The following is a 19,851-nucleotide window of genomic DNA, read 5'->3' on the forward strand; positions in this document are numbered from 1 at the left end:
GAGCTGAAACACAGTGCTAGTGGTTGAGGAACTTCTTAGCTATCTCTACCGATATGAACATGGTCACAGCCACTATCGCTGCATGTGCCAGATCGTAGGCCGTAATCGGGGATATGCCGAGTAGGTTTGCAAGTTGAGGTATTGATAGGACTGCAAGCTGTAGGAGTAGAGATAAGATGAGTATCAGTGCTAGCCATTTGTTGTCTAGCGGGTTTAGTTTTAGGGATGGCTTATGCAACGAGCGTAGTGCATAGGCCATGACAAGCTCTGTGATTATAAGCGAGGTGAACACGGTTGTTCTGGCCTCGATTTCTGGCTCGCCCCTGGCCAGCAATATGTGGAAGCTTCCTGTTAGTAGGAGAGTTAAGAGGACGGGCACCACTACAAAGTAGACTATTATCTCTTTCTTGGAAAATAGTGGCTCTCCTGGCTTTCTCGGGGGCCTGAAGATTAGGTCTTTTTCTCCCTTTTCCAGGCTCAGGGCGAGTGCAGGAGGACCGTCGGTTACGAGGTTTACCCAGAGGATCTGTGTGGCTGTGAACGGGAGGGGTAGCCCGAGAACTGCGGTAGAGAGTGGTAGGAGTAGCTCTGCGAAGTTTGCCGAGAGGAGGTAGACTATGAACTTCTTGATGTTCTCGAATATTTCTCTGCCGAGCTTTATTGCTTCAACTATTGTGGCAAAGTTGTCGTCTGCTAGGATGAGGTCTGAAGCTTCTTTGGCTACTTCTGTCCCTGTTTTGCCCATTGCTATACCTATGTCTGCGGCTTTCAGGGCTGGAGCATCGTTGACTCCGTCGCCTGTCATTGCGACGATGTGCCCCCTCTTCTTTAGGGCGTTTACTATGCGGAGCTTGTGTTCTGGCGATACGCGTGCGTAGACCCTTATTTTTTCCACCTTGCTGTAGAGCTCCTCGTCGCTCATTTTTTCTAGGTCTCTGCCGGTAATCGCTATGTCTTCTTTATTCATCATGCCTAGTTGCCGTGCTACAGCTACCGCTGTTAGTAGGTGGTCCCCAGTGATCATGGCAACGTTTATTCCTGCCTGCTTGCAGGTTTCCAGGGCCTCCTTGACTTCTGGCCTGGGGGGGTCTATCATTGATACTATGCCTAGGAAGACCAGGTTCTTCTCGGCGTCTTCCCCTATTTCCTCTTCGTCGCCCTCCAAATACCTGTATGCTAAGGCCAGGTTTCTCAGCCCCTGGGAGGCTAGTTCATCGTTTGCTTTGAGTATTTCCCTCTTGGTTTCCTCTGTTAGTGGTTGTACTTCTCCATTTATAGTAGCTATTTGTGTAGAAAGAGCGACTATTATGTCTGGGGCCCCCTTCACAAAGAGAATCTTTTTCCCGTTAAGGATGTGGAGAGTAGACATTCTTTTTCTCTCGGACGAGAATGGGACCTCGCTTAGCCTTGGCATAACCTCCTTTACTCCGGCTTTGTATGCAAGCGTCTTTAGCGCTATTTCTGTTCCGTCTCCCTGGCCAATCCATTCACCATTGATCTCTTGGAGCTCTGAGTCGTTGTTGTTTAGCCCAGCAAGTAGCAATAGTCTTAGGCCTTCGTATTGTTTCGGGTCGATGACTTGTGTGTTTATTCTGAATTCTCCCTTGGGGGCATAGCCCGTGCCTGTAACATCTATTATTGTGTCCCTCATCCATATCTTTGTGACGGTCATCTCGCCCTTTGTCATTGTCCCCGTCTTGTCAGAGCAGATATAGGTGGTTGAGCCCAGGGTTTCTACTGCTGGGAGACGCCTGACTATCGCGTTTCTCTTTGCCATTTTATATACGCCTATAGCCAATGAGCTCGTCACGACGACTGGTAGTGCCTCTGGGACGGCGGCAACGGCCAGGCTAATCGTCCAGATGATTATGTCTAGTACAGAGTATCCCCTTATGAAGAAGCCTGTCAGAGAGACGACGAAAGCTACGCCGATCATTAGGACTAGGAGCCACCTGCTTAGACCAGAGAGCTCCTTTTCAAGTGGCGTGGTTTTCTCCTCGGCGGACTCGATTGCCGACGCGATTTTCCCTAGCACGGTGTTTTTGCCCGTGGCTACTACGACGGCTTTCCCCTTGCCGTAGACCACTACTGTGCCGGCGAAGGCCATGTTTACCCTGTCCGCGACTTCTGTGTCCTCTGGAAGCTTCTCTGTGGATTTTTCGACAGGGGTTGATTCTCCTGTGAGGGGAGACTCGTCCATCCTGAGGCTCACGGTCTCAAATATCCTTGCATCTGCCGCTACTTTGTCCCCGCTCTGTAGGATGAGGACGTCTCCGGGGACAACTTCGCTTGCGTCAATCATTACTGGTTTTCCGTCGCGTAGAACGAGTGCTCTTGGGGATGCCATCTTCTTTATGGCTTCTAGCGCGCGTTCAGCACGGTATTCTTGGTAGAAACCGATGATAGCGCTTAGGATCACTAAGACTATTATTATGATTGAGTCGAAGGCTTCGCCTATAGAGAATGAGAGGATAGAAGCGAAGATCAAGAGTAACACAAGGGGATTTTTAAACTGGTTCAAGAAGATTATCAAGGGGTGAGTCCTCTTTTCCTCCACGACAACATTGTATCCATATGTTCTGAGACGTTCCCCTGCCTCTACGCTTGTTAAACCCCCTGGGGAGCTCTCTAGCGTCTGGAAGACTTCGTCTATGTCGAGGGCGTGCCAGGGAGGCTGTTTATGGCTCATGGTCTGCACATAGCACTGTTGAAAAGGCACGATTTAAAGTTAACATATTTTAGAGAAGTAACAATAGTCTAGGCTAGACGTACCAGCTTGGTAGCTGTTCGCCTTCTTTGGGTTTGGCCTCTTCTAGTATTTTTTTGGCCTCTTCCTCTTTTTCCCTTATCTGGTTGATGACCTTTTCTATTTCTTCTAGGCTTATTGATATGCCGTAGAGCTTGGAGAAGGCGATTATTACCTCTTTGGCGGCGGCGAAGTTTGGCTCGGAGGTCTGTGTGCTACCCATGAGGACGAAGGCGTCTAGTCCCCTTAGGGAGGCTAGTGCTGGTAGGAGGCCGCATGCGCCTGTGATTGTTCCTCCACTGCTCCTCTTTGCGCCGATGGATTCAAGTTTTTCTCCTAGTCTTTGGGTGGCCAACGCGTAGTATACGCCTGTCTCTGCTTCTTCTATTGCTGTCCCGCATAGGCCGACTACTTCCCTTCCACCGAGGGATACGAAGAGATCGAGGACTTTTTCTGCTACCTCATACTGGGCCCATACGGTGGGCTGTACCTCGCTTGTCAAGAAGAGGAAGTCCCGCTCTGTGCCGCTGTAGTAGTAGAACTTGTAGGAGGGTAGCTGGAGTTCTCCCTGGTTTGTCACGAAGACGCCGACGTTGCCGGCCGGCAAGAGGATCCCGGGCCCTATGAGTTCGGCTACTTTTTCTAGGTCGAGTCTTGAGACGATGTAGTCAACGGCTATTTTGCCGACGAGCCCTATGCCTGGTAGTCCCTGGACTAGGACGCCGTCTCTGAGCTTGATGTCCTTGTATGTTATAAGCGTGTATCCGTCGAGTTTTTGGATCTTCATTTGTACCTGAGTGGTTTTATAGATGTCTAAAATAAAAAGACTGCGACTATCGGGGAAACTGTTTTTAAACACATGTGTGTAATTTGAGACAGTGATGACCGCTTGCGAAGCTGACTAGTGATGTGTACCAAACCGGCTGAAAAGTCAGACGGGTAAGTTGTCTTCACGGCGGGGGCTCGTCGCCGAGAGTACTCATCATCTAGGCTTTATTAGCGTTAAATAGGTTTAAGAAGTTTTGCCATACCTTGTTCTTTATGTCTTGGACTGGCACATTCTTTATTTGCGAGAGTATTTGCAGTGTTTCCGGCACGAGTTTGGGGTTTAGGTAGAGGCCCCTATAGTTGTATGGCCCGTCACTCTCTGTCAAAATGAGGTTTAGCGGCAGTTCTTCTGCTATCTTTCTGGATTTTTCCTGGATCTTGATCGAGGCATTGATTGTCACGTAGTAGCCTGACTGGATGATTTCTTTTAGGAGATTGATTGGCCCCGTCCACCAGTGCAACACGACTCTCTCTGCTTTTTTCTCGCGTAGAACGTCTAGGACTTCTCCCCACGCCCCCGCGGAGTGAATGTTGAGAGGCTTGCCAGACTTGGTGGCCGCGTCGACGAATTGGTTGAAGATTCGTAGCTGGTCCTGTAGTGTGTTTTCTGGCACGAACTTCTTGTCTAGTCCCACTTCTCCTATGCAGTCGGAGTCCCTAACCAGGTCGAGGACTTTTTCTAGTTCGGCTTCGAGGTTCAGTTGTTCTCTTGTCTTCCATGGATGAAGGCCTACGCATGCCTTAATATTTTCTGGGAAGAGGTCTCTTAGTTCGAGTGTTCTAAGAGAAGATTCGTAGTCCTCTGCCACTGCTACTAGGATGTATCCTTCGTGGATGAAGTCTTCTATTTCCTCTCTTTTGAAGTCTGAGAGGTGTACATGTGCATCTATTATCCTCACTTTATCTCATCACCTTGAAAACATCATGGATGTCATAGCCGAAACTTTCCCTATAGAGGGACGCAAGACTCTCGGCTAGGTCTCTACTTGCGGCAACAAGGATGTAGACTCTCTCTTTGAGAGATAGAAGGGGTGGGTTCCCGTCTTTGCCCCCTATGAGTGTATATGCTCCAGCTTCCCGTGCTATGAGTTGGGCGGCCGCTATGTCTACGATTCTCATTGTTCCCCATGCATCTATGTATGCGTCTATGCTTCCAGAGGCGAGCATCGCGAGCTCTAGGCTGGCTGAGCCTAGCATCCTTAGAGCTACACCGTGTGTCGCAAGCCTCGACACGAAGATTGATGGGAGAAAGCTTGCCTTGGGAGGAGAACTGACAGCTATTACTTTGCTTTCGAGGCCGTCACTACTGGTTTTTGCTTCAATCTTTTTGCCGTTTAGGTAGGCTCCTCTATCCTTCAGGGCGTAGAATTCCAGGTTTAGGAGAGGGGCATATACAACGCCGCCAAAAACGTTTTCGAGGGTCTTTCCCCTTGCAGCAGCGATGGAAACGGCAAATAAGGGGGCTCCGCGCTTGTAATTTCTGCTCCCGTCAAGTGGGTCTATAATAAAAGTGTAGCTTCCTCCGTCCCCAAAGGTTTTTTCCCCAATTTCCTCTGAAACTACCCTAAAGCTTCCAATTTTTTCCTGGAGGTAGCTAATCGCCGTCTGTTCGGCTACTAGGTCTCCGAGAAGTGAGATATCTCCGCCGCTCCCCCTGCCCTGTTCTTTGGCCCCAGTTCCCTCTTCTAGTACTTTGAGGGCCTCGGCTGCTGCCCTTTTTGTGGCTGTCCTAATTGTCTCGAGTACCTCTGCGTCGTCCATGAAGCTTCATCTCTCCTGTGGGGGCTAGAGTTCAACTATGTCTGCCTGGACAGTGTCGAGGTCTACTATTGCGTATGTTCGTTTTCCTGCCAGGTATCCGGACAGGGTGCCCGGGTTCAAGACAAGGGCTTCGCCTACTTGTTGGACGTCTATCTGATGGGTGTGGCCATACACTACGAGTCTAAAGTCCCCGCTCTTGGCCAGTGCCTTCGCAAATTTCTGTGTTTTTTCTAGGCTACCGACGCCGTGGATTACGGCTATGCTGTAGGGCTCAATCGTTACGAAGAGGGGCTGCTCCTCCAGTGTTATTCCTAGCTCGTCTGCCGCCTTTTTTAGAAGCAGTTTCTCGCCGTCGTTGTTCCCGAAAACTGCGTAGAGCTTCAGGCCCTTAAACATTCGTAGGGCAAATGGGGATACGATGTCTCCTGCATGTATTATGGCTTCAATGTTTTCCTTTTTTACATGCTCGATGAAGAGGCTTATCGCCTCTAGATTGTCGTGGGAATCCGACACAACTGCTATTCTCTTCACGTTCGACACCAAGATATTAATACTTGAAGTGTTTTAATCTTTCCGTAATGACCAGCAATAACACTAATCAGGTTCATCATGTTGAGAGCGGGGGTGGCGGCCAAGCTAGCAGTGTAACTACCAAGATGATAAACAAGGCGGCTTGGCTACTAAGCGAGGGCAGAGTTGTCAAGATTAGCCCCTATCTCTACTACGTTATCGGGAAAAACAGCAAGCACCTGGTTAGATACGAGAACGGCAAATTCATTTGTACATGTAAAGGGTTCCAGGAAAAGGGTATATGCTCTCATGTCATAGCAGTTGTTACGCTTAGCGAGCTGAAGGACGCAGACGCGTTTCTAGACGAAAGGATAAGGGAGAGGATAAGCAGAGAACTGAGGCAACTCTACAGGAAATAGTTTTCCTTATTTGTCGCGGCCCTGGGAGCCATAGGAAAAACCATATTCTTTTATTGCCTTGTCGATTGTTTCCTTTATCGAGGAGAAGCTCGTAGAGCTGAAGACTTTCCTCGCGAAGTGTATTCCTATTGGGTAGATAAAGGAGATCGAGAAGATTATTGTTATGCTCCTGCCTAATAGTGTTGCCACTAGGGCCTTTTCCTTGGGGACGCCAAGTAGAATATAGAGGGTTATGAGCGCCGCGTCTATGCTTCCAACCATGAATGGGATGCCTATGGACGCAAGCGAATATATTGTGAGTATCGTGTATCCTGGACCTATGAGAAACGGGTTAACCTCTACACCGATGGCCTTGAGAGAAAAGTAGGGAGTCATTATGCCCGCTACCCACTGGACAAGGAGGAATATTATTGCGCCCCATAGGTAGATGTTCCTAGGATTAAAGTCTCGAGAAGACTGCGCCACGTATGCTAGAAAGGTGTCTAGGTCTTTCTCGAATTTGTCTAGAGACTTTGCCTTCAGCCTTACAGCTATGCCTAAAACAGCCTTCTTTATTATTTGAGGCTTCCAGAGAAAGAGGTATAGCAGTGCAGACGCAAGGAGGGTCGCTACCACGATGCCCATGTATAGGAGAAAGTATTGCTCATAGAATTTAAGGAGGTTTATGGCCAAGAGAGACGTGAAGACAATGAAGATAACCATTGTTATGTTTATGAGGAACCTATAGAAGACCGTATAGCTGACTGCTCTCGGCCAGTCCCCTTTTGTCCTTAGAAATATAGCCCTCGCGACGTCACCCTCTATGAAGGCCCCGGGCAACAATATGTCTACGAGCCATGCAAGCATCGAGCCGCCGAGCGCGTCCCAGAAGGAAAGATTGAAGCTTTTCTTGCAGAGCAACCAGAAGGCCGCGGCGTGTGCAAGGTAGTAGGTCGCCTCAAAGACAAGGATGGGCAACAGGTCTAGTGGCTCAATGTTTGAGAGGGCTTCTAGGAAGTTTTCGACGTTGAAATTGTACAGTGTATATGCAAAGATGGCTAGAACGATTAGGAGCTCCAGGACGAGTACAAGCCTCTTCTTTGCTATGGGCATAGCAGGGTCACTTCGGGAATATTTACCTTACTTAGGTTACCGTGTGGGTCTAAAAAAATATTACTAACCATGAAGATAGCATTTGACGTGAAGATAGCTGTACTCGGAGGTGGACTGGCGGGAACCGCTTTTGCCTACGAGGCGTCGAGACGCGGCTTTAGCGTTACACTGGTAGAAAAGGAGGAAAGGCTGGGGGGCCTTCTTAGGAGCGAAAACATCGATGGATATGTTTTCGACGCTGGGGGCTCACATATACTTTTTTCGCGTGACCAGCGGAGGATGAGGTTCTTTTTGGGGTTGCTTGGTAACAACGTTGTGAGGCATAGGAGGGATGCCCGGGTATACTTTGATGGGAAGTATGTAAAGTATCCTTTCGAGAACGGGCTATACATGCTTTCCCCAGATTTCCGCTATAGGGCTCTGCGAGACTTACTAAACAAGTACGTCAAGCATAGATGTGGCGAATCAGAAAATGTCTCGAACTTCGAGGAGTGGATATACGCAACCTTTGGGGAGACGATTGCCGACAGCTATCTTATACCCTACAACCGCAAACTATGGAAACGCGACCTAAAACAAATCTCGCTTGAATGGGTCGGCAACCGTGTTCCAAACCCCCCGCTCGACGACCTCTTGAAGACAGCCGTAGGCATAAACACGGAGGGCTACCTTCACCAGCTCAACTTTGTCTATCCACGCGTGGGAGGAATACAGGAACTCGTCAATGCGTTTGAGTCAAGGCTGAGAAAAAACGGTAATGTCGAGTTAAGGCTCGGGCAAAGAGTAGACGCCATAGACCCTAGAGCCAAGACTATAGTGCTGAGCAACGGCGAGACCCTGCAATACGACCGGGTGGTTTCAAGCCTGCCACTCCCCGAGGTGGCGAGGATAGCTGGGCTAAGGGGCTTCCCACACCTCGACTACAATTCCCTCATAGTCGTCGGCATAGGCCTCCGGGACACGAGGCTTCCACGCTACCACTGGGTATATTTCCCAGACGAGGAGACAATTTTTCACAGGATAGCGTTCCTAAGCAACTATAGCCCATTCATGGCGCCCCGTAACGGCGCAAACATTATTGCAGAAATAACTGTTCCACCCAGCGAGAGGCTCGACCCCGAAAAATCGGTGCAGAAAACAATCGAGGGCCTAGAGGCTGTGGGCCTGATAAGGGGGGACAGGGTAGAGGTTGCCAAGGCGTGGTTCTGGAAGTATGGCTACGTTGTCTACGACAGGAACTATTCTAAGAACGTTAAACGTGCAAGGCGGGAGCTACGAGACGTGGGAATAATTACCATCGGAAGGTTTGGGCTGTGGAGCTACCTAAACATGGACGACGTGGTCTTCAGCTCCTTCGAGGCTGCACGCGCCCTGAGGTGAGGAAGTGTGCCTGAGAACTATCCAAAAGTAAGCATAATAATAGTCAACTTTAAGGGCACCGCTTCCCTAGTGAAGTGTCTAAGGAGCGTGCTCCAGACCGACTACCCGGACTACGAGGTTATAGTCGTCGACTCTCTAACAGAGAACATTGAGGAAAAGATACGGGAAGAAATAGGGCCCACAGACAGGGTCAAAATTATACATTTCGACAGGGACATAGGGGCCGCCGGCTCACACAACATTGGCGCGATGGCTAGCTCGCCCCAGAGCAAGTACCTAGTCTTCCTCGACAACGACGTCGAAGTAGAAAAAGACTGGCTGAAACACTTGGTAAAGACAGCCGAAGAACTGCCCAACGTTGGCTGTGTACAGGCAAAAGTCGTGTCCCAGAGCAACCAGGGCAGAATGGACCACGCGGGCCTCGCAATAGACTTGACGGCGACTTGGGTCTCCACATACGGCTTCGACGAGCAGATCTTTAGACAGCCAATAGCCCTCTTCGTGGCTTCCTCAGCGGCCCTGCTAACCCCACGCGAACTATACTTCAGGCTTGGGGGCTTCGACAGTAGCTACTTCATATATGACGACGACACCGACTATACTTGGCGTGTGAGGCTCGCCGGCTACAATACTGTCCTAGAGCCGCGGGCGGTCGTCCACCACGAAGACAAGATCTCGAGCAGGCTACGGTTTGACAAGCTGTACTTCGGCTACCGGAACAGGATACAAAACGTGGTAAAAAACATGGAGCCAGAAAACATGTTGCCAACATTCCTTGTAACACTCTACCTGGGGTACTTGTCGTCAGTTGTGCTCGCGTTGTCTGGCAGGAAAGAGTCCGCAGCCTACATGCTTGCGGCCTGGAGAGTACTGACGAGCCTCCCGAGAAACATTGCTAAGAGAAGAAGAGTTTACATGCTGAGAAGGGTCCCAGACAGGGCTTTCTTGCAAAAGGGTTTCATGCAGCGAAACCTCTTCGGGGCAATAACGATGAGTAGGGCCCTCCTTATACGCGCACTCAAAACAAAAAAGTAGTCTGAGGCTTTGTGGGAAAACTTCCCTTGCAACAACACATTTATAAGCACCGGTCTACGCTAAGTGCTTGACGTGGTGAACCCACGAGCGAAAAGAAAATGTATAACTCGAATATAGAGACAAAAGAAGTAAAAATAGCAGATATAACTCCAAACACACGCAAATTCTCTGTAACCTTTAAAGTACTAGACGTTGGAGAAGAAAAAGAAATAACCTCTAGGAGGGACGGCACCTCTCACAGAGTAGCAGACGTCCTCGTAGGAGACGAGACAGGCGTAGCAGTCCTCACCGCCTGGGACGACCAGATAGACCAGTTCAAAAGCGTAGTTGGAGACACAGTCTCACTTGTCAACGGCTACGTTTCACTCTACCAGGGAAAGCTCAGGCTCGGCCTCGGAAGATTTGGATCCATAAAGGCCGCAGAAAACAAAATCGAAGAAGTAAACCAGGAAAACAACATTTCAGAGAAAGAGTTCGAAGAAGACTTTTCCTCTAGAAGGAGAGGACGCGGCTCTTACCAAAGATCCCGTAGGTACTATTAAAGAGCAAAGAAAAAAGACTCAACATTTTAGCTTTATTTTTACCTTGGATATTTCTATTCCCATGGGTTTTCCTTTTCGACGACGATTACTACTAGGTCGTTTATATTTGTGCCAGTATAGCCTGTCTTTATGTGTCCTCCGGCTTTCTGGAAGAAGGTGTAGCTGTCATTGTTTTCTAGGTATGTCTCTGGCGAGAGGCCGAGTTTTTGTGCTTTTTCATAGGTGTAGCCGTCCACTACTGCTCCCGCGACGTCTGTGGGCCCGTCCCGGCCATCGCTGCCGGCCGAGGCTATTGCTATCCTTTGTTCTCCCTTCAGGGCTATCGCGGCTGAGAGGGCTAGCTCTTGGTTTCTCCCGCCTGTGCCCCGGCCCCTGACGGTTACGGTGGTTTCTCCCCCGGCGAGTATGACTGCTGGTGGGGGGACTGGGTTCCCGGTTTTGAGGACTTCTTTTGCTATGGCCGCGAGTATTTTTCCGGCTTCTCTGGCTTCTCCCTCGAGCATCGAGGTGAGGATGACTGTGTTGTAGCCCATTTCCCGTGCCTTGCTGGCCATCGCGTTGAGTGAAATTATGTTGCTTGCGATTATCCTGTTATTTACTTTTTCGAATACTGGGTCTCCCGGCTTGGGTGTTTCTGGAATTTTGCCTGCTATGCCGTCTTCCAGGATCTTCTTGATTGATTGGGGGGCCTCTTCCCATAGGCCGTACTTTTTCACTATGTTGACCGCGTCGTGGTAGGTCGTGGGGTCTGGGACTGTTGGGCCAGAGGCAATTATGTCCATCCTGTCGCCGACGACGTCGCTTATCATGAGGGCTACAAGTGTGGCTGGGTAGGCATGCTTGGCGAGCCAGCCGCCCTTAAGCCTTGAAAGGTGTTTCCTGACCGTGTTGAGCTCGACTATGTTTGCTCCTGCCTTCATTAGCTTGATGCTGAGTTCCCCTATCTCGTCTATGCCTACACCCTCTACTGGCAACTCTGCTAGGGCGCTTCCTCCCCCCGAGAAAAGCGCGATAACTACGTCCTCGCCGCTTAAGCCCCTAACACTTTCAACTATCCTTTGGCCAGCTTCGACACTTTTCTGAGATGCCCTTGGATGCGTAGCGCCAACTACTTTTACCCTTGAAAGCGAGCCAGAATACTTTTCTACGAGCTCCTCTGGTATAGAGACTACTCCCCCAGTAATCCTGTTTCCCAGCATCTCTTCTACCGCCAGGGCCATGCCGCCAGACGCTTTCCCACTTCCAACGACGATTACCTTGCCCTTGAGAGGTATCCTTGTCCCGTCCCCGAGAACGAGGATGTCGCCGTCCAGTTTGAGAAAATTCTTTACCGCCTTTACTGGGTCAGCCGCAGAAATCCCCTCGAGAATCAGTGTGACAGCTATCATCCGGGCGTGCTCAGACGCTTCACTCATATGCATTATAGACAGAAAACATGTTTAAAAACTAAATCTGAGGCCTGCCAAACTGCGCGGGCTAGGGAAGACCATTGTAGATGGGTATGTTTGCGATTACTGGAGTGACGAAGGCTTCTATTATGGCTGCTACAAATAGGAGCGCGGCCGTCAAGGCGAGTTGCTTCAATAGGGTTATAACCTCGCCGCTGATGTCGATGTCTGCTTTATTCATTATTTTTCTCCAGAGGTTTAGCCAGAAAATCGTCGAAGCGGCCGCGATGTTTATTATTGCCGGTATCTCTACGACGCCATGCGGGAAAATAGCGAGGAAGGCAGTTATTGGGGATGTTTTGCTGGAAGCATATAGATATGCCGCTGAGACGACTGCTCCATTGATGAATAGTATGATGAGGGGCCCCGCTATGAGGATTCCAGAGACAATGATTAGGAGGGACACGCGTAGATTGTTGGTAAAGATCAGCATCATTAGTAGCAAGGGGGACAAGGAAATGTTGAGCCCGCTACGCCTTAAAACGTCCCGCATATAGTCAAGTATTAACTGGGTGAGGGATGGGGGTATAAGTAGTCCTGCTATGAGCCCGAGCAGGAAGCCGAGGGCCATGATAGAGAATGCCTTCCAGTACCTCATATACGCTACCTGTTTCTATTTAGACAGGGGGACACAAATATCTATTTTGTTTTTGCGAGTTTAAGCTCTGTAATCGTGACTTTGCCAGCTGAAACCCTGATGGTGGCAGAGTCGCTGGAGACGTAGACAGGTATCCTGGACGAAGCGTTTGGGGCAACAGAGACGTGGATCTGGCTTGAGTATCCCTCTGCCTGTACTGCTACGCTGAGAGTAGCTGTTGCCTGGTTCCTGTTTGTCAGCTCTAGGAAGACGTGGCTGTTTGTCCGCTCAGAGATCTTTACCTCGACTGTTTCCAGGATGCTTTTTGCTATTTTTCTAGCCTCCGCGAGCCAGGCTTTTATGAATTCCTGTTCCCGCTTGTCGTCTCCGTACCAGTAAAAGTCGCTGTCGAGGCCTATTGCGAGGGCCTTGAAGAGGCTGTATAGCGGTGAAGACGGGTCTTTCAGCATTTTTTCTGAGTCTTTTCCGAGTAGCTGGTAGGCCGCCTCGGCCAAGAGCATCGTTTCCATTGCTTCTTTCCATAGCTCGTCCTTCACGCCCCCAGTCCACTGCCTGTCTGTTAGCTCTATCCAGGAGCCAGTGGGCAGGTAGTTCAGTGTCCTTTTCGGGGGGTTTTTCGCTAGGTAGCCTGACAGGGTCGTGGGGACGAGGATGTTGCTCTGGCCCATGTATTCAACGATTCTCTCTAGGAAGAATGGTGCATATTTCCTGTAGTTCGGCATTATCATCCAGTTTTCGCCGTCGAGCGCGATGACTACTATGCCGCCTGGGTGCTGTTCGCGTCTCTTCGCGAGCTCGATTACGAAGCGCCTAGCAGCGTTGTCGGCGTCCTCGGGGTCCCTAAAGTCTACGTGGAAGCTTACCCAGTTGCTTAGCGCCAGGTCCCTGAAGAACACTATTATCTGGCTTCCAGTGTAGGAGTCCCGGACAAGGTATGGCTGGTAGATGTCCTCCTTGTCTCCGCCCGACTTTATGAAGTGTTGCTCACAGAGAACAGTGTAGTCTATGCCTAGCGAGCTGTAGAGGCCGACAAGCTCCATGTGCCAGAACATTTCGGGTGTCCACATGCCACGGGGCCGAGTGCCGAGAACCTCCTCAACTATGCCGAGTCCGACTGTTATCTCCCAGGACAATAGCTTCCTCAGGAAGTCCTCTAGGCCGTACTGTTTAGCCTTCCTGAACAAGAGGCCCTGCACAGTGTGGGCATATACGCTGCCTAGGGGCTCGATTTTTCCCTGGGAGACACCCTCCCTTATGGAGTCGAGAAGTGCCTTGATATCCTCCCTTGAGGCGGCCTTTGAATCCAGCTTGCCCTCGAGGAATAGTTGCCACTGTTCAAGCAGTGATGGGGAGAAGTGATCTACGTCTATGAATCCAGGCTGTTTCTTGTGGAGAAGCATGTGGACCTTGTATGGGCCGCCCTCGTAGGAGTAGAAGTCCCCCTTAGCTACATGTATGAAGGCCCATTCGTCTTTGAGCTTGCCGTCTGGATAGAACTGTGGCGCCTGGTGGTGGTGCCATACAAACGAAACGTAGATTGGTGGGCCCTCGCTAGCGATGTAGATTGGCTTCTCGAGACAGTTAGTTGACTCTTCCTCGAAGCAGAAAGACGCGGTGGCCTCCCCCACCGGTAGGTCGAGTTTGACCTCGAACTCGAATGTCCTTTTTTCGTGGGGCGCCAGGGTGATGGGGTCATAGACGACGTAGACTTGTTGCTTTGTGTGTGTCTTTATGTGGAAGAAGGGCGTCCCCTTGGCGGGCTGGTCTTTGTCGTTTTCCACTGTAAAGCTGAATTTGTGTTTTGAGCCTTTTAGGTAGACAGCGCTGAGACTGCCGGGCTGTATTTTTGTCATTTAAAACTCCCAGAAAAAGAGAAAGAAACGGTTAGGTTAATTGCTTTGTGCCGTGTCGCTTATTCTGTCTTGACGAGTTCGATCTCGATGGTTGAGACTGTCCTTTCCTTGCCTGGCTCGCCTACCTTCTCGCTGCCGATCTTTATGCTGCCGTAGTTGACTTTTCCGCCGAGGAACCTCCTAATGAGTTCGGCGGTGTCAACGGCTCTGCTGATGGCTCTGCCTCTTGCCTTTAGGACGACTTTTTTGCTTCCGCTTGTGAACTGTGTTACTGCTGCTAAGACGTAGCTGCTTACAGGTTTGTTCCCTACGAATACTGTTCCAGCTTCTGCCATGTTTTCCACCTTTTTGTTGTTTGGTTTAGTGCGGTATTGTTATGAGGCATCTTTTAATAAATCTTTCGCATAGTAGTGCTTTGACAAAGTACTATTCTTGGCTGGACTCTTTTTCCTCCATGACGACGTAGTAGTACTCTTTGAGCACTTCTTTTTGGTATCTGTCGAGCCACGAGCCTGGCTTGTTTATCCTCGGCCTCTTCGTGTCCGGGTCCCTCCTGAAGGTTATGCCGACGTTTCTGAGGAAGAGATTCATTCCGTCACGCATGTTCATGGGCCTGGTCGCTGTGCCGTGCCTCCCCGGCTCGCCCTCGAAGACCATTATCGTGTTTGCTAGGAAGTCTATTGCCACAACGTCGTGCTCAACGACGAAGGTTGCTACTCCCTTCTCGGCTGTGAGCCTCTTGACCACCCGGGCGACGGCGTATCTCTGCTCCACGTCTAGGTAGGCCATCGGCTCGTCAAGTAGGTAGAGGTCTGCCTCTTTGCCTAGAGCGGCGACAATCATTACCCTCTGGAGCTCGCCTCCGCTCAGCTCCTTGACGTAGCTGTCGAAGAGGGATTGTACCCGTAGCGGCTTTATGAGCTCAGACTGTACGAGCGACGAGGAGGTGTCTACGCCCTGCTCCCTGAGGAACTCCCTAACTGTCCCGTATGCCTTGACTTCGCCCAGGAACTGTGGCTTGTAGCTGAGGGTGAGGGTCCCTATTCTCTGGATCCACCCGTTGTCTGGCTCGAGCTCTCCTGCAAGCATCCTTACGAAGGTGGTTTTGCCTATGCCGTTTGGCCCAAGGATTCCTACTACCTCGCCCCTGTGTATTTCTCCTTCTTCCACTTCTAGCTTGAAGTCTCCCAGCGTCTTTGATAGCTGGCTCCATCTAAGGAGGACTGTCTCTGGCAGGTATGAGGCCTCGGGGGGCTTCTCGTAGAACTCTAGCCTGTAGTCTCTGAACCTTATGTTTTCTTCCCGGAGGTATCCATCGATATAAGTGTTTATGCCGGCTCTGACGCCCTTAACGGTGCCAACTATGCCGTAGACGCCTGGCTCGCCGTAGATGATCGCTACAAGGTCAGAAATATAGTCTAGGACTGCTAGGTCGTGTTCTACGACTATGAGGTATGTCCCAGGCCTGGCGAGCTCCCTAATCACGCCTGACACTCTAAGCCTCTCCCTGACGTCGAGGTAGCTTGCGGGCTCGTCTATCAGGTATACCTGCGCTTCCTTGACTATGGTGGCGGCTATGGCGACTTTCTGCATTTCTCCCCCGCTGAGGGCTTTTACGGGCCTGTCCCATAGGTGTAGCAGTCCAAGCCTCTCTGCAACTTCTCTAGCCGTCCCCTTCTCGTCTACCTTTTTGAGGGCCTCGCCGACGGTCAGGGTTACCTTTGACAGCACGTCGACTGCCTGGGGCTTGTAGGCCACGCGTAGCTGGCCGTTTGACAGCTTCTGGAAGTATGTCTGTAGCTCCGACCCCTTGAAGAAGTCTATTATGTCGTCCCATTCGGGGGGCTCATCTATCATGCCGAGGTTGGGCTTCAGGACTCCCCCGAGGATCTTTAGCGAGGTAGACTTGCCCACACCGTTGCTCCCGAGGATTCCGAGGGCCCTGCCCTCCTTTGGCACTGGGAGACGGAAGAGCTCGAAGCCGTTTGCCCCATACCTGTGTACGAGGTTTCTCTGGAGCTTCTCTGGGAGGTTCACGATGGTTATTGCCTGGTAGGGGCACTTCTTGACGCAGATGCCGCACCCCACGCAGAGCTCTTCTGCTATCCTCGCCTTGTTCTCGGCCTCGTCTATCCATACACACTTGGCGCCAGACCTGTTTATGGGGCAGAACCTGACGCATTCCTGGTTGCACTTTGACGGCCTGCAGAGTGCCTTGTCTATTACGGCTACCCTCATCTATGCTCCCGCGCTATTCTTCTTCTCCCGTCTCCTCTGCCTCGGAATAGGTCTCGAGAAAAACCTCGTAGTATTCTTCCTTTGCCTGTTGCCTCTCCTCCTGTGCCTGGCTTACGCTCCTCACGTCGAATACAGAGACCCTTGTCTTCTTTTCCTCTGTCACGGTTTCACGTGTAGAGTAGCCCTCGGTCTTCTTGACCTTGACCTTGTAGCCGCAAGACGAGCATACAAGGTAGAGGTTTTTCCCCTCTTTTTTGGGGACCATGAGTCCGCCGCACTTTGGGCAAAACTCCATCGGGATATCACCAGCGTAGGACTTCTTATTAGCTTAAACAACTATTAAAATTTATTTCGCAAGGAAAACTCTGGGAAAAACGGTCTTGGGGCGTGAGCGTTATATAGTTGCATTGTTTTTCGGAGCGTGGTGTAAAACTTGCTGGACGAGTTCAACCTGGTCGTCGCCACGTATAGGCAACGGGAAAACGACTGCATCTCGGAGCTATGGTACTTTGCCCGCGAAATAGGAGACACAAGGTTCGACGCGAGCAAGACGGGGCTTCCCTCCCTTGTCGTTGCTAGGACAAGCCTAGACCCAGAGTTCTTCGCTTCTAAGGCATACGAAAAGATACTCGACAACCCCTGGTACTTCAGATACATACTGAAGCTCACGCCTATACATGTAACAGTAGAGGCGAGCCTAGAAGCAATAACCCAGGCCGCCCTCGAGCTGGCATCGAAGAAGCTAGGCCCAAACGAGACCTACAAGGTGGAGACACACATCAGGCTCTCCGACCTGACGCGGGACGAAGTGATCACAGCGATAGCGGGGAAGATACAGAACAGAGTCAACCTCGACTATCCAGCCAAAGTGATACTAGTAGAAGTGATAGGCGACAGGGCAGGAATAGCAGTCATCCCTCCAAAAATGGTCGTCTCAGTCGAGAAGACAAGGAGGGAGGCTAGACAGAGACAAAAACAGCAGGAAAACGTCGAGGAAACGGGAGACCTAGACCTCGAGGGCTTCTAGAGCCATCCTGGCCCTCAAATGGTCTATCGCTTTTTCCCCGGGGACACCAGCGATTTCGGCATAGAAGTCTATTGACTCGTTCTTGCCTTGTTCCTCTACCTGGAGGCCTAGACTGCCCAAGACACCTTCAACTGCTTGCCGCAGGTCTTCGGGCTCAACCCCCAGGGCGAAGAACACTGCGCCAATCCTCCTGCCACAGCCCGAAGAGAAACGCTGCACGGCCACGTGTATGTTCCTGTCGCCCTGCAGGTAGAGAAGCAGGTCGAGGCCCGGCTTCCGGGAAATCGTCCTGCCTTCCAATAGGCCTCTACACGTGTAGGCAAGCGCGGACAAGAGGAGGCCGTGTGGGGGAAGCTTCCTGCAATCGTCGAAGAGAGACACATATATGTTTTTGGGGAGCAGTGCCTCTACCCTTGGCAGTAAATCTTTGACGCATAGCTCTCCACCGCTGGACAAGCAGAGCTGGACCGCTACGATGGGCGTAGACTTGAGCCTGAAACTTAACGTGGACGCGTCCACGTGTCTTGCTGGCAGATTCTTTAAATATTGTTTTCGCATCTAGCTTGTGAGCACAATGCCGAGGCGGATAATAGGTTTTCTAAGCGACTTCGGGACCCGCGACTACTACGTGGCGGCAGTCAAGGCAGTAATATACGGGATGTGTCCAGACGCAGAGGTAGTAGACATAAGCCACGAGGTCACCCCGTGGAGCATACAGGAGGCCTGCTACGTCCTCTCGTGTTGCTACGAAGACTTCCCCCCGGGGACAGTTTTGCTAGCAGTCGTGGACCCTGGAGTCGGGACATCTAGGAAGCCAATCATAGTCCAGACCGAGAAGTACTTCTTCGTGGGCCCAGACAACGGCCTCCTGACATGCGTGGCGCCCAAGCCGTATAGGGCCTGGGAGATAACCCGTGTACCTGGCGAAAGGAAGAAATTCTCCTATACTTTCCACGGGAGAGACGTATTCGCCCCGGTAGCAGCTTTCCTCGCGTGTGGCGGCAGAGTAGAGGAGATCGCAAGAGAGTATGGTTCCCCCGTAGACAAGGGGTTCCTAGAGCCACGCATAGAGGACAGCAAGATACACGCAGAGGTCCTCCACGTGGACAGGTTCGGCAACGTGGCCCTGAATATAAGTGAAAAACACCTTGAAGAGCTGGGTAGGCCAAGGGGGCTAGTCTTAAAGATTGGGGGCGTTGAGCTGGCCGTGCAATTTGGGAAGACTTTTGGAGACGTCCAGCCCGGGGAGCTAGTCGCCTATATTGACAGCTGTAGATACCTGGAGATAGCCGTGAACCAGGGCGACGCCTCTAGGAGGCTGGGCGTGAAGCCTGGGAGCAGGCTAGAAATAATATTCAAGTAAATGCTACTGTGGGGCCAGCCCTACACCCTTTACCCTTATGAGCACACCGTTAGGCGTCTCCTGCCTCGTATAGTTGATGCCCAATATCTGTCTGCACAGCTCGAGCGCTGTCTCAGTGTGGGAAGTCATCTCCGAGACCAGGATAGAGGACTCGCCCTGGGCAAGAGACATGTATATCACGAGGTTGTCCCCGGCGTGTGGGTCTACTGGCGAACCCTTCTCTACCACCTTTAGGAGCTTCTCTGCGGCCTCCCTCCCCACCTCTTCTGCGGGCTTGCCCTTCTCCCCCAGAGAGTCCGAGCCTATTATGCCGTCCCCCATCCTTGTCCATAGGACTATGCCCGTTCCTTTCCCGATCGCCGGCTGGTTGCAGACCACGTCTATCTTGCCTACCTTGACTCCCGCAGACTCCAAGACACGCCTCGCAGAGTCCTGCTGTCTCTCAGCTATGTGACATGGGAGATTCCCAACGTAGGACACGCCATTGACCGCATCGGGCCTAGACGGCTTCGAGACGTTTATCGGGTGGAGAGGATAGCTTGGCAATGTCTCCACGTTGACTATGCCGCCGCCCTCCGGGTAGAACCCCTCCCTGACAAGCCTAGCCGTGACCTGTGCACCAAACCTCGAAATCAAGGCGAGCAGAACCCTCTCAAAGTACCTGTAGGGCGGGCTCCACCTAACCGAGGTGCCACCAGTTATCCTCAACGAAACCTTCCCACGCGAATACAGCAGGACAGGCAAAGCGGCCTGCAACACGAGCGTCACGCTGCCAGCCGTGCCAATATCCACACTGTACTCACCGGGCCTCGGCGCCCTCTCCCTAGGCCTAAAAACTATCTCAGTAGAGCCCACCCTCAAGCCCTCGACCTCCCCAGACACGAGCTCCGCGATAAACCTCAAAGCCGTCAAGTGCTGGGGCCTCAGGCCCGGCGGGTCCCTCTTAGCCCTAATATTGTAGACCCTCAACGGGCTACCAATAAGGGCAGCCAAAGCAATGCTATACCTGAG

20 protein-coding genes are annotated in these 19,851 nt (G+C 51.3%); 6 read left to right on the plus strand and 14 right to left on the minus strand.

The window, feature by feature from the left end; genetic code table 11:
• Nucleotides 1–16: 16 nt before the first annotated feature.
• From QXT17_RS08085 to QXT17_RS08105, 5 genes are all read right to left on the minus strand, one after another.
• Entirely contained in the window at nucleotides 17–2,689 is a 2,673-nt protein-coding gene (locus QXT17_RS08085) for a cation-translocating P-type ATPase (RefSeq protein ID WP_020962063.1), read from the minus strand.
• A gap of 73 nt (nucleotides 2,690–2,762) precedes the next feature.
• Nucleotides 2,763–3,533, minus strand: a complete 771-nt coding sequence (locus tag QXT17_RS08090) for a PAC2 family protein (protein ID WP_020962064.1) — start codon at nucleotides 3,531–3,533, stop codon at nucleotides 2,763–2,765.
• A 199-nt stretch (nucleotides 3,534–3,732) separates the two neighbouring features.
• Nucleotides 3,733–4,473 (minus strand): TatD family hydrolase, encoded by a 741-nt coding sequence (locus QXT17_RS08095; RefSeq protein WP_342814494.1) that lies wholly within the window; start codon nucleotides 4,471–4,473, stop codon nucleotides 3,733–3,735.
• Between the two features lies 1 nt (nucleotide 4,474).
• On the minus strand, nucleotides 4,475–5,335 hold the full coding sequence (locus tag QXT17_RS08100; RefSeq protein WP_342814495.1) for an inositol monophosphatase family protein: 861 nt from the start codon (nucleotides 5,333–5,335) through the stop codon (nucleotides 4,475–4,477).
• Between the two features lie 24 nt (nucleotides 5,336–5,359).
• Nucleotides 5,360–5,866 carry a metallophosphoesterase gene (locus QXT17_RS08105; protein ID WP_342783355.1) on the minus strand — a complete coding sequence of 169 codons (507 nt, stop codon included), beginning with the start codon at nucleotides 5,864–5,866 and terminating at the stop codon, nucleotides 5,360–5,362.
• A 47-nt stretch (nucleotides 5,867–5,913) separates the two neighbouring features.
• On the opposite strand from QXT17_RS08105, the gene QXT17_RS08110 reads away from it, so the two are divergent.
• Nucleotides 5,914–6,264: an SWIM zinc finger family protein gene (locus QXT17_RS08110; RefSeq protein ID WP_342783356.1), complete on the plus strand. Its 351-nt coding sequence runs from the start codon at nucleotides 5,914–5,916 to the stop codon at nucleotides 6,262–6,264.
• Nucleotides 6,265–6,270: 6 nt separating this feature from the next.
• Here the strand turns inward: QXT17_RS08110 and QXT17_RS08115 are convergent, their stop codons facing one another.
• Nucleotides 6,271–7,356 carry a lysylphosphatidylglycerol synthase transmembrane domain-containing protein gene (locus tag QXT17_RS08115; RefSeq protein WP_342783357.1) on the minus strand — a complete coding sequence of 362 codons (1,086 nt, stop codon included), beginning with the start codon at nucleotides 7,354–7,356 and terminating at the stop codon, nucleotides 6,271–6,273.
• Between the two features lie 69 nt (nucleotides 7,357–7,425).
• Here QXT17_RS08115 and QXT17_RS08120 point away from each other — a divergent pair, with 69 nt between their 5' ends.
• The 3 genes from QXT17_RS08120 to QXT17_RS08130 all read left to right on the plus strand — a co-directional run bounded on the left by QXT17_RS08120 (nucleotide 7,426) and on the right by QXT17_RS08130 (nucleotide 10,313).
• The gene (locus QXT17_RS08120; protein WP_342783358.1) at nucleotides 7,426–8,736 is read left to right on the plus strand and encodes an FAD-dependent oxidoreductase; all 1,311 of its coding nucleotides are present in this window, start codon (nucleotides 7,426–7,428) and stop codon (nucleotides 8,734–8,736) included.
• A gap of 6 nt (nucleotides 8,737–8,742) precedes the next feature.
• On the plus strand, nucleotides 8,743–9,771 hold the full coding sequence (locus tag QXT17_RS08125; RefSeq protein WP_020962071.1) for a glycosyltransferase family 2 protein: 1,029 nt from the start codon (nucleotides 8,743–8,745) through the stop codon (nucleotides 9,769–9,771).
• Between the two features lie 98 nt (nucleotides 9,772–9,869).
• Nucleotides 9,870–10,313, plus strand: a complete 444-nt coding sequence (locus QXT17_RS08130; RefSeq protein ID WP_020962072.1) for a hypothetical protein — start codon at nucleotides 9,870–9,872, stop codon at nucleotides 10,311–10,313.
• Between the two features lie 53 nt (nucleotides 10,314–10,366).
• On the opposite strand, the gene QXT17_RS08135 is transcribed toward QXT17_RS08130, so the two are convergent.
• The 6 genes from QXT17_RS08135 to QXT17_RS08160 all read right to left on the minus strand — a co-directional run bounded on the left by QXT17_RS08135 (nucleotide 10,367) and on the right by QXT17_RS08160 (nucleotide 16,745).
• The gene (locus QXT17_RS08135; RefSeq protein WP_342783359.1) at nucleotides 10,367–11,728 is read right to left on the minus strand and encodes a glycerate kinase; all 1,362 of its coding nucleotides are present in this window, start codon (nucleotides 11,726–11,728) and stop codon (nucleotides 10,367–10,369) included.
• A 61-nt stretch (nucleotides 11,729–11,789) separates the two neighbouring features.
• Nucleotides 11,790–12,359, minus strand: coding sequence for a stage II sporulation protein M (locus QXT17_RS08140; protein WP_020962074.1), 570 nt, complete (start codon nucleotides 12,357–12,359; stop codon nucleotides 11,790–11,792).
• Between the two features lie 41 nt (nucleotides 12,360–12,400).
• A complete protein-coding gene (locus QXT17_RS08145; RefSeq protein ID WP_342783360.1) occupies nucleotides 12,401–14,212 on the minus strand; it encodes a glycoside hydrolase family 57 protein in 1,812 nt (603 codons plus the stop codon).
• Between the two features lie 59 nt (nucleotides 14,213–14,271).
• Nucleotides 14,272–14,547 carry a DNA-binding protein Alba gene (gene albA / locus QXT17_RS08150; protein WP_342783361.1) on the minus strand — a complete coding sequence of 92 codons (276 nt, stop codon included), beginning with the start codon at nucleotides 14,545–14,547 and terminating at the stop codon, nucleotides 14,272–14,274.
• Between the two features lie 91 nt (nucleotides 14,548–14,638).
• On the minus strand, nucleotides 14,639–16,450 hold the full coding sequence (locus QXT17_RS08155) for a ribosome biogenesis/translation initiation ATPase RLI (RefSeq protein ID WP_342783797.1): 1,812 nt from the start codon (nucleotides 16,448–16,450) through the stop codon (nucleotides 14,639–14,641).
• Between the two features lie 13 nt (nucleotides 16,451–16,463).
• The gene (locus QXT17_RS08160; protein ID WP_020962078.1) at nucleotides 16,464–16,745 is read right to left on the minus strand and encodes a hypothetical protein; all 282 of its coding nucleotides are present in this window, start codon (nucleotides 16,743–16,745) and stop codon (nucleotides 16,464–16,466) included.
• 138 nt (nucleotides 16,746–16,883) lie between these two features.
• Between QXT17_RS08160 and QXT17_RS08165 the strand changes: the two genes are divergently transcribed.
• Nucleotides 16,884–17,477: a THUMP domain-containing protein gene (locus QXT17_RS08165; RefSeq protein ID WP_020962079.1), complete on the plus strand. Its 594-nt coding sequence runs from the start codon at nucleotides 16,884–16,886 to the stop codon at nucleotides 17,475–17,477.
• On the opposite strand, the gene QXT17_RS08170 is transcribed toward QXT17_RS08165, so the two are convergent.
• Nucleotides 17,457–18,035, minus strand: coding sequence for a hypothetical protein (locus QXT17_RS08170; protein WP_148681973.1), 579 nt, complete (start codon nucleotides 18,033–18,035; stop codon nucleotides 17,457–17,459). The two genes, QXT17_RS08165 and QXT17_RS08170, sit on opposite strands and share 21 nt — an antisense overlap.
• A gap of 16 nt (nucleotides 18,036–18,051) precedes the next feature.
• Between QXT17_RS08170 and QXT17_RS08175 the strand changes: the two genes are divergently transcribed.
• A complete protein-coding gene (locus QXT17_RS08175; protein ID WP_020962081.1) occupies nucleotides 18,052–18,840 on the plus strand; it encodes an S-adenosyl-l-methionine hydroxide adenosyltransferase family protein in 789 nt (262 codons plus the stop codon).
• A 3-nt stretch (nucleotides 18,841–18,843) separates the two neighbouring features.
• Here the strand turns inward: QXT17_RS08175 and rtcA are convergent.
• Nucleotides 18,844–19,851 (minus strand): RNA 3'-terminal phosphate cyclase (rtcA, locus tag QXT17_RS08180; RefSeq protein WP_342815815.1); only part of this gene is annotated, 1,008 nt, incomplete at its 5' end.

This window comes from Thermofilum sp. (genome assembly GCF_038871435.1).
Taxonomy (GTDB): Archaea; Thermoproteota; Thermoprotei; order Thermofilales; family Thermofilaceae; genus Thermofilum; species Thermofilum adornatum.

What these genes read in the sequence shown, in the direction of transcription:
- QXT17_RS08090 (WP_020962064.1), bottom strand. Translation starts at nt 3,533, where the DNA reads ATGAAGATCCAAAAACTCGACGGATACACGCTTATAACATACAAGGAC.
- QXT17_RS08100 (WP_342814495.1), bottom strand. Translation starts at nt 5,335, where the DNA reads ATGGACGACGCAGAGGTACTCGAGACAATTAGGACAGCCACAAAAAGG.
- albA (WP_342783361.1), bottom strand. Translation starts at nt 14,547, where the DNA reads ATGGCAGAAGCTGGAACAGTATTCGTAGGGAACAAACCTGTAAGCAGC.
- QXT17_RS08115 (WP_342783357.1), bottom strand. Translation starts at nt 7,356, where the DNA reads ATGCCCATAGCAAAGAAGAGGCTTGTACTCGTCCTGGAGCTCCTAATC.
- QXT17_RS08170 (WP_148681973.1), bottom strand. Translation starts at nt 18,035, where the DNA reads ATGCGAAAACAATATTTAAAGAATCTGCCAGCAAGACACGTGGACGCG.
- QXT17_RS08130 (WP_020962072.1), top strand. Translation starts at nt 9,870, where the DNA reads ATGTATAACTCGAATATAGAGACAAAAGAAGTAAAAATAGCAGATATA.
- QXT17_RS08140 (WP_020962074.1), bottom strand. Translation starts at nt 12,359, where the DNA reads ATGAGGTACTGGAAGGCATTCTCTATCATGGCCCTCGGCTTCCTGCTC.
- QXT17_RS08145 (WP_342783360.1), bottom strand. Translation starts at nt 14,212, where the DNA reads ATGACAAAAATACAGCCCGGCAGTCTCAGCGCTGTCTACCTAAAAGGC.
- QXT17_RS08135 (WP_342783359.1), bottom strand. Translation starts at nt 11,728, where the DNA reads ATGAGTGAAGCGTCTGAGCACGCCCGGATGATAGCTGTCACACTGATT.
- QXT17_RS08175 (WP_020962081.1), top strand. Translation starts at nt 18,052, where the DNA reads ATGCCGAGGCGGATAATAGGTTTTCTAAGCGACTTCGGGACCCGCGAC.
- QXT17_RS08110 (WP_342783356.1), top strand. Translation starts at nt 5,914, where the DNA reads ATGACCAGCAATAACACTAATCAGGTTCATCATGTTGAGAGCGGGGGT.
- QXT17_RS08120 (WP_342783358.1), top strand. Translation starts at nt 7,426, where the DNA reads ATGAAGATAGCATTTGACGTGAAGATAGCTGTACTCGGAGGTGGACTG.
- QXT17_RS08160 (WP_020962078.1), bottom strand. Translation starts at nt 16,745, where the DNA reads ATGGAGTTTTGCCCAAAGTGCGGCGGACTCATGGTCCCCAAAAAAGAG.
- QXT17_RS08155 (WP_342783797.1), bottom strand. Translation starts at nt 16,450, where the DNA reads ATGAGGGTAGCCGTAATAGACAAGGCACTCTGCAGGCCGTCAAAGTGC.
- QXT17_RS08085 (WP_020962063.1), bottom strand. Translation starts at nt 2,689, where the DNA reads ATGAGCCATAAACAGCCTCCCTGGCACGCCCTCGACATAGACGAAGTC.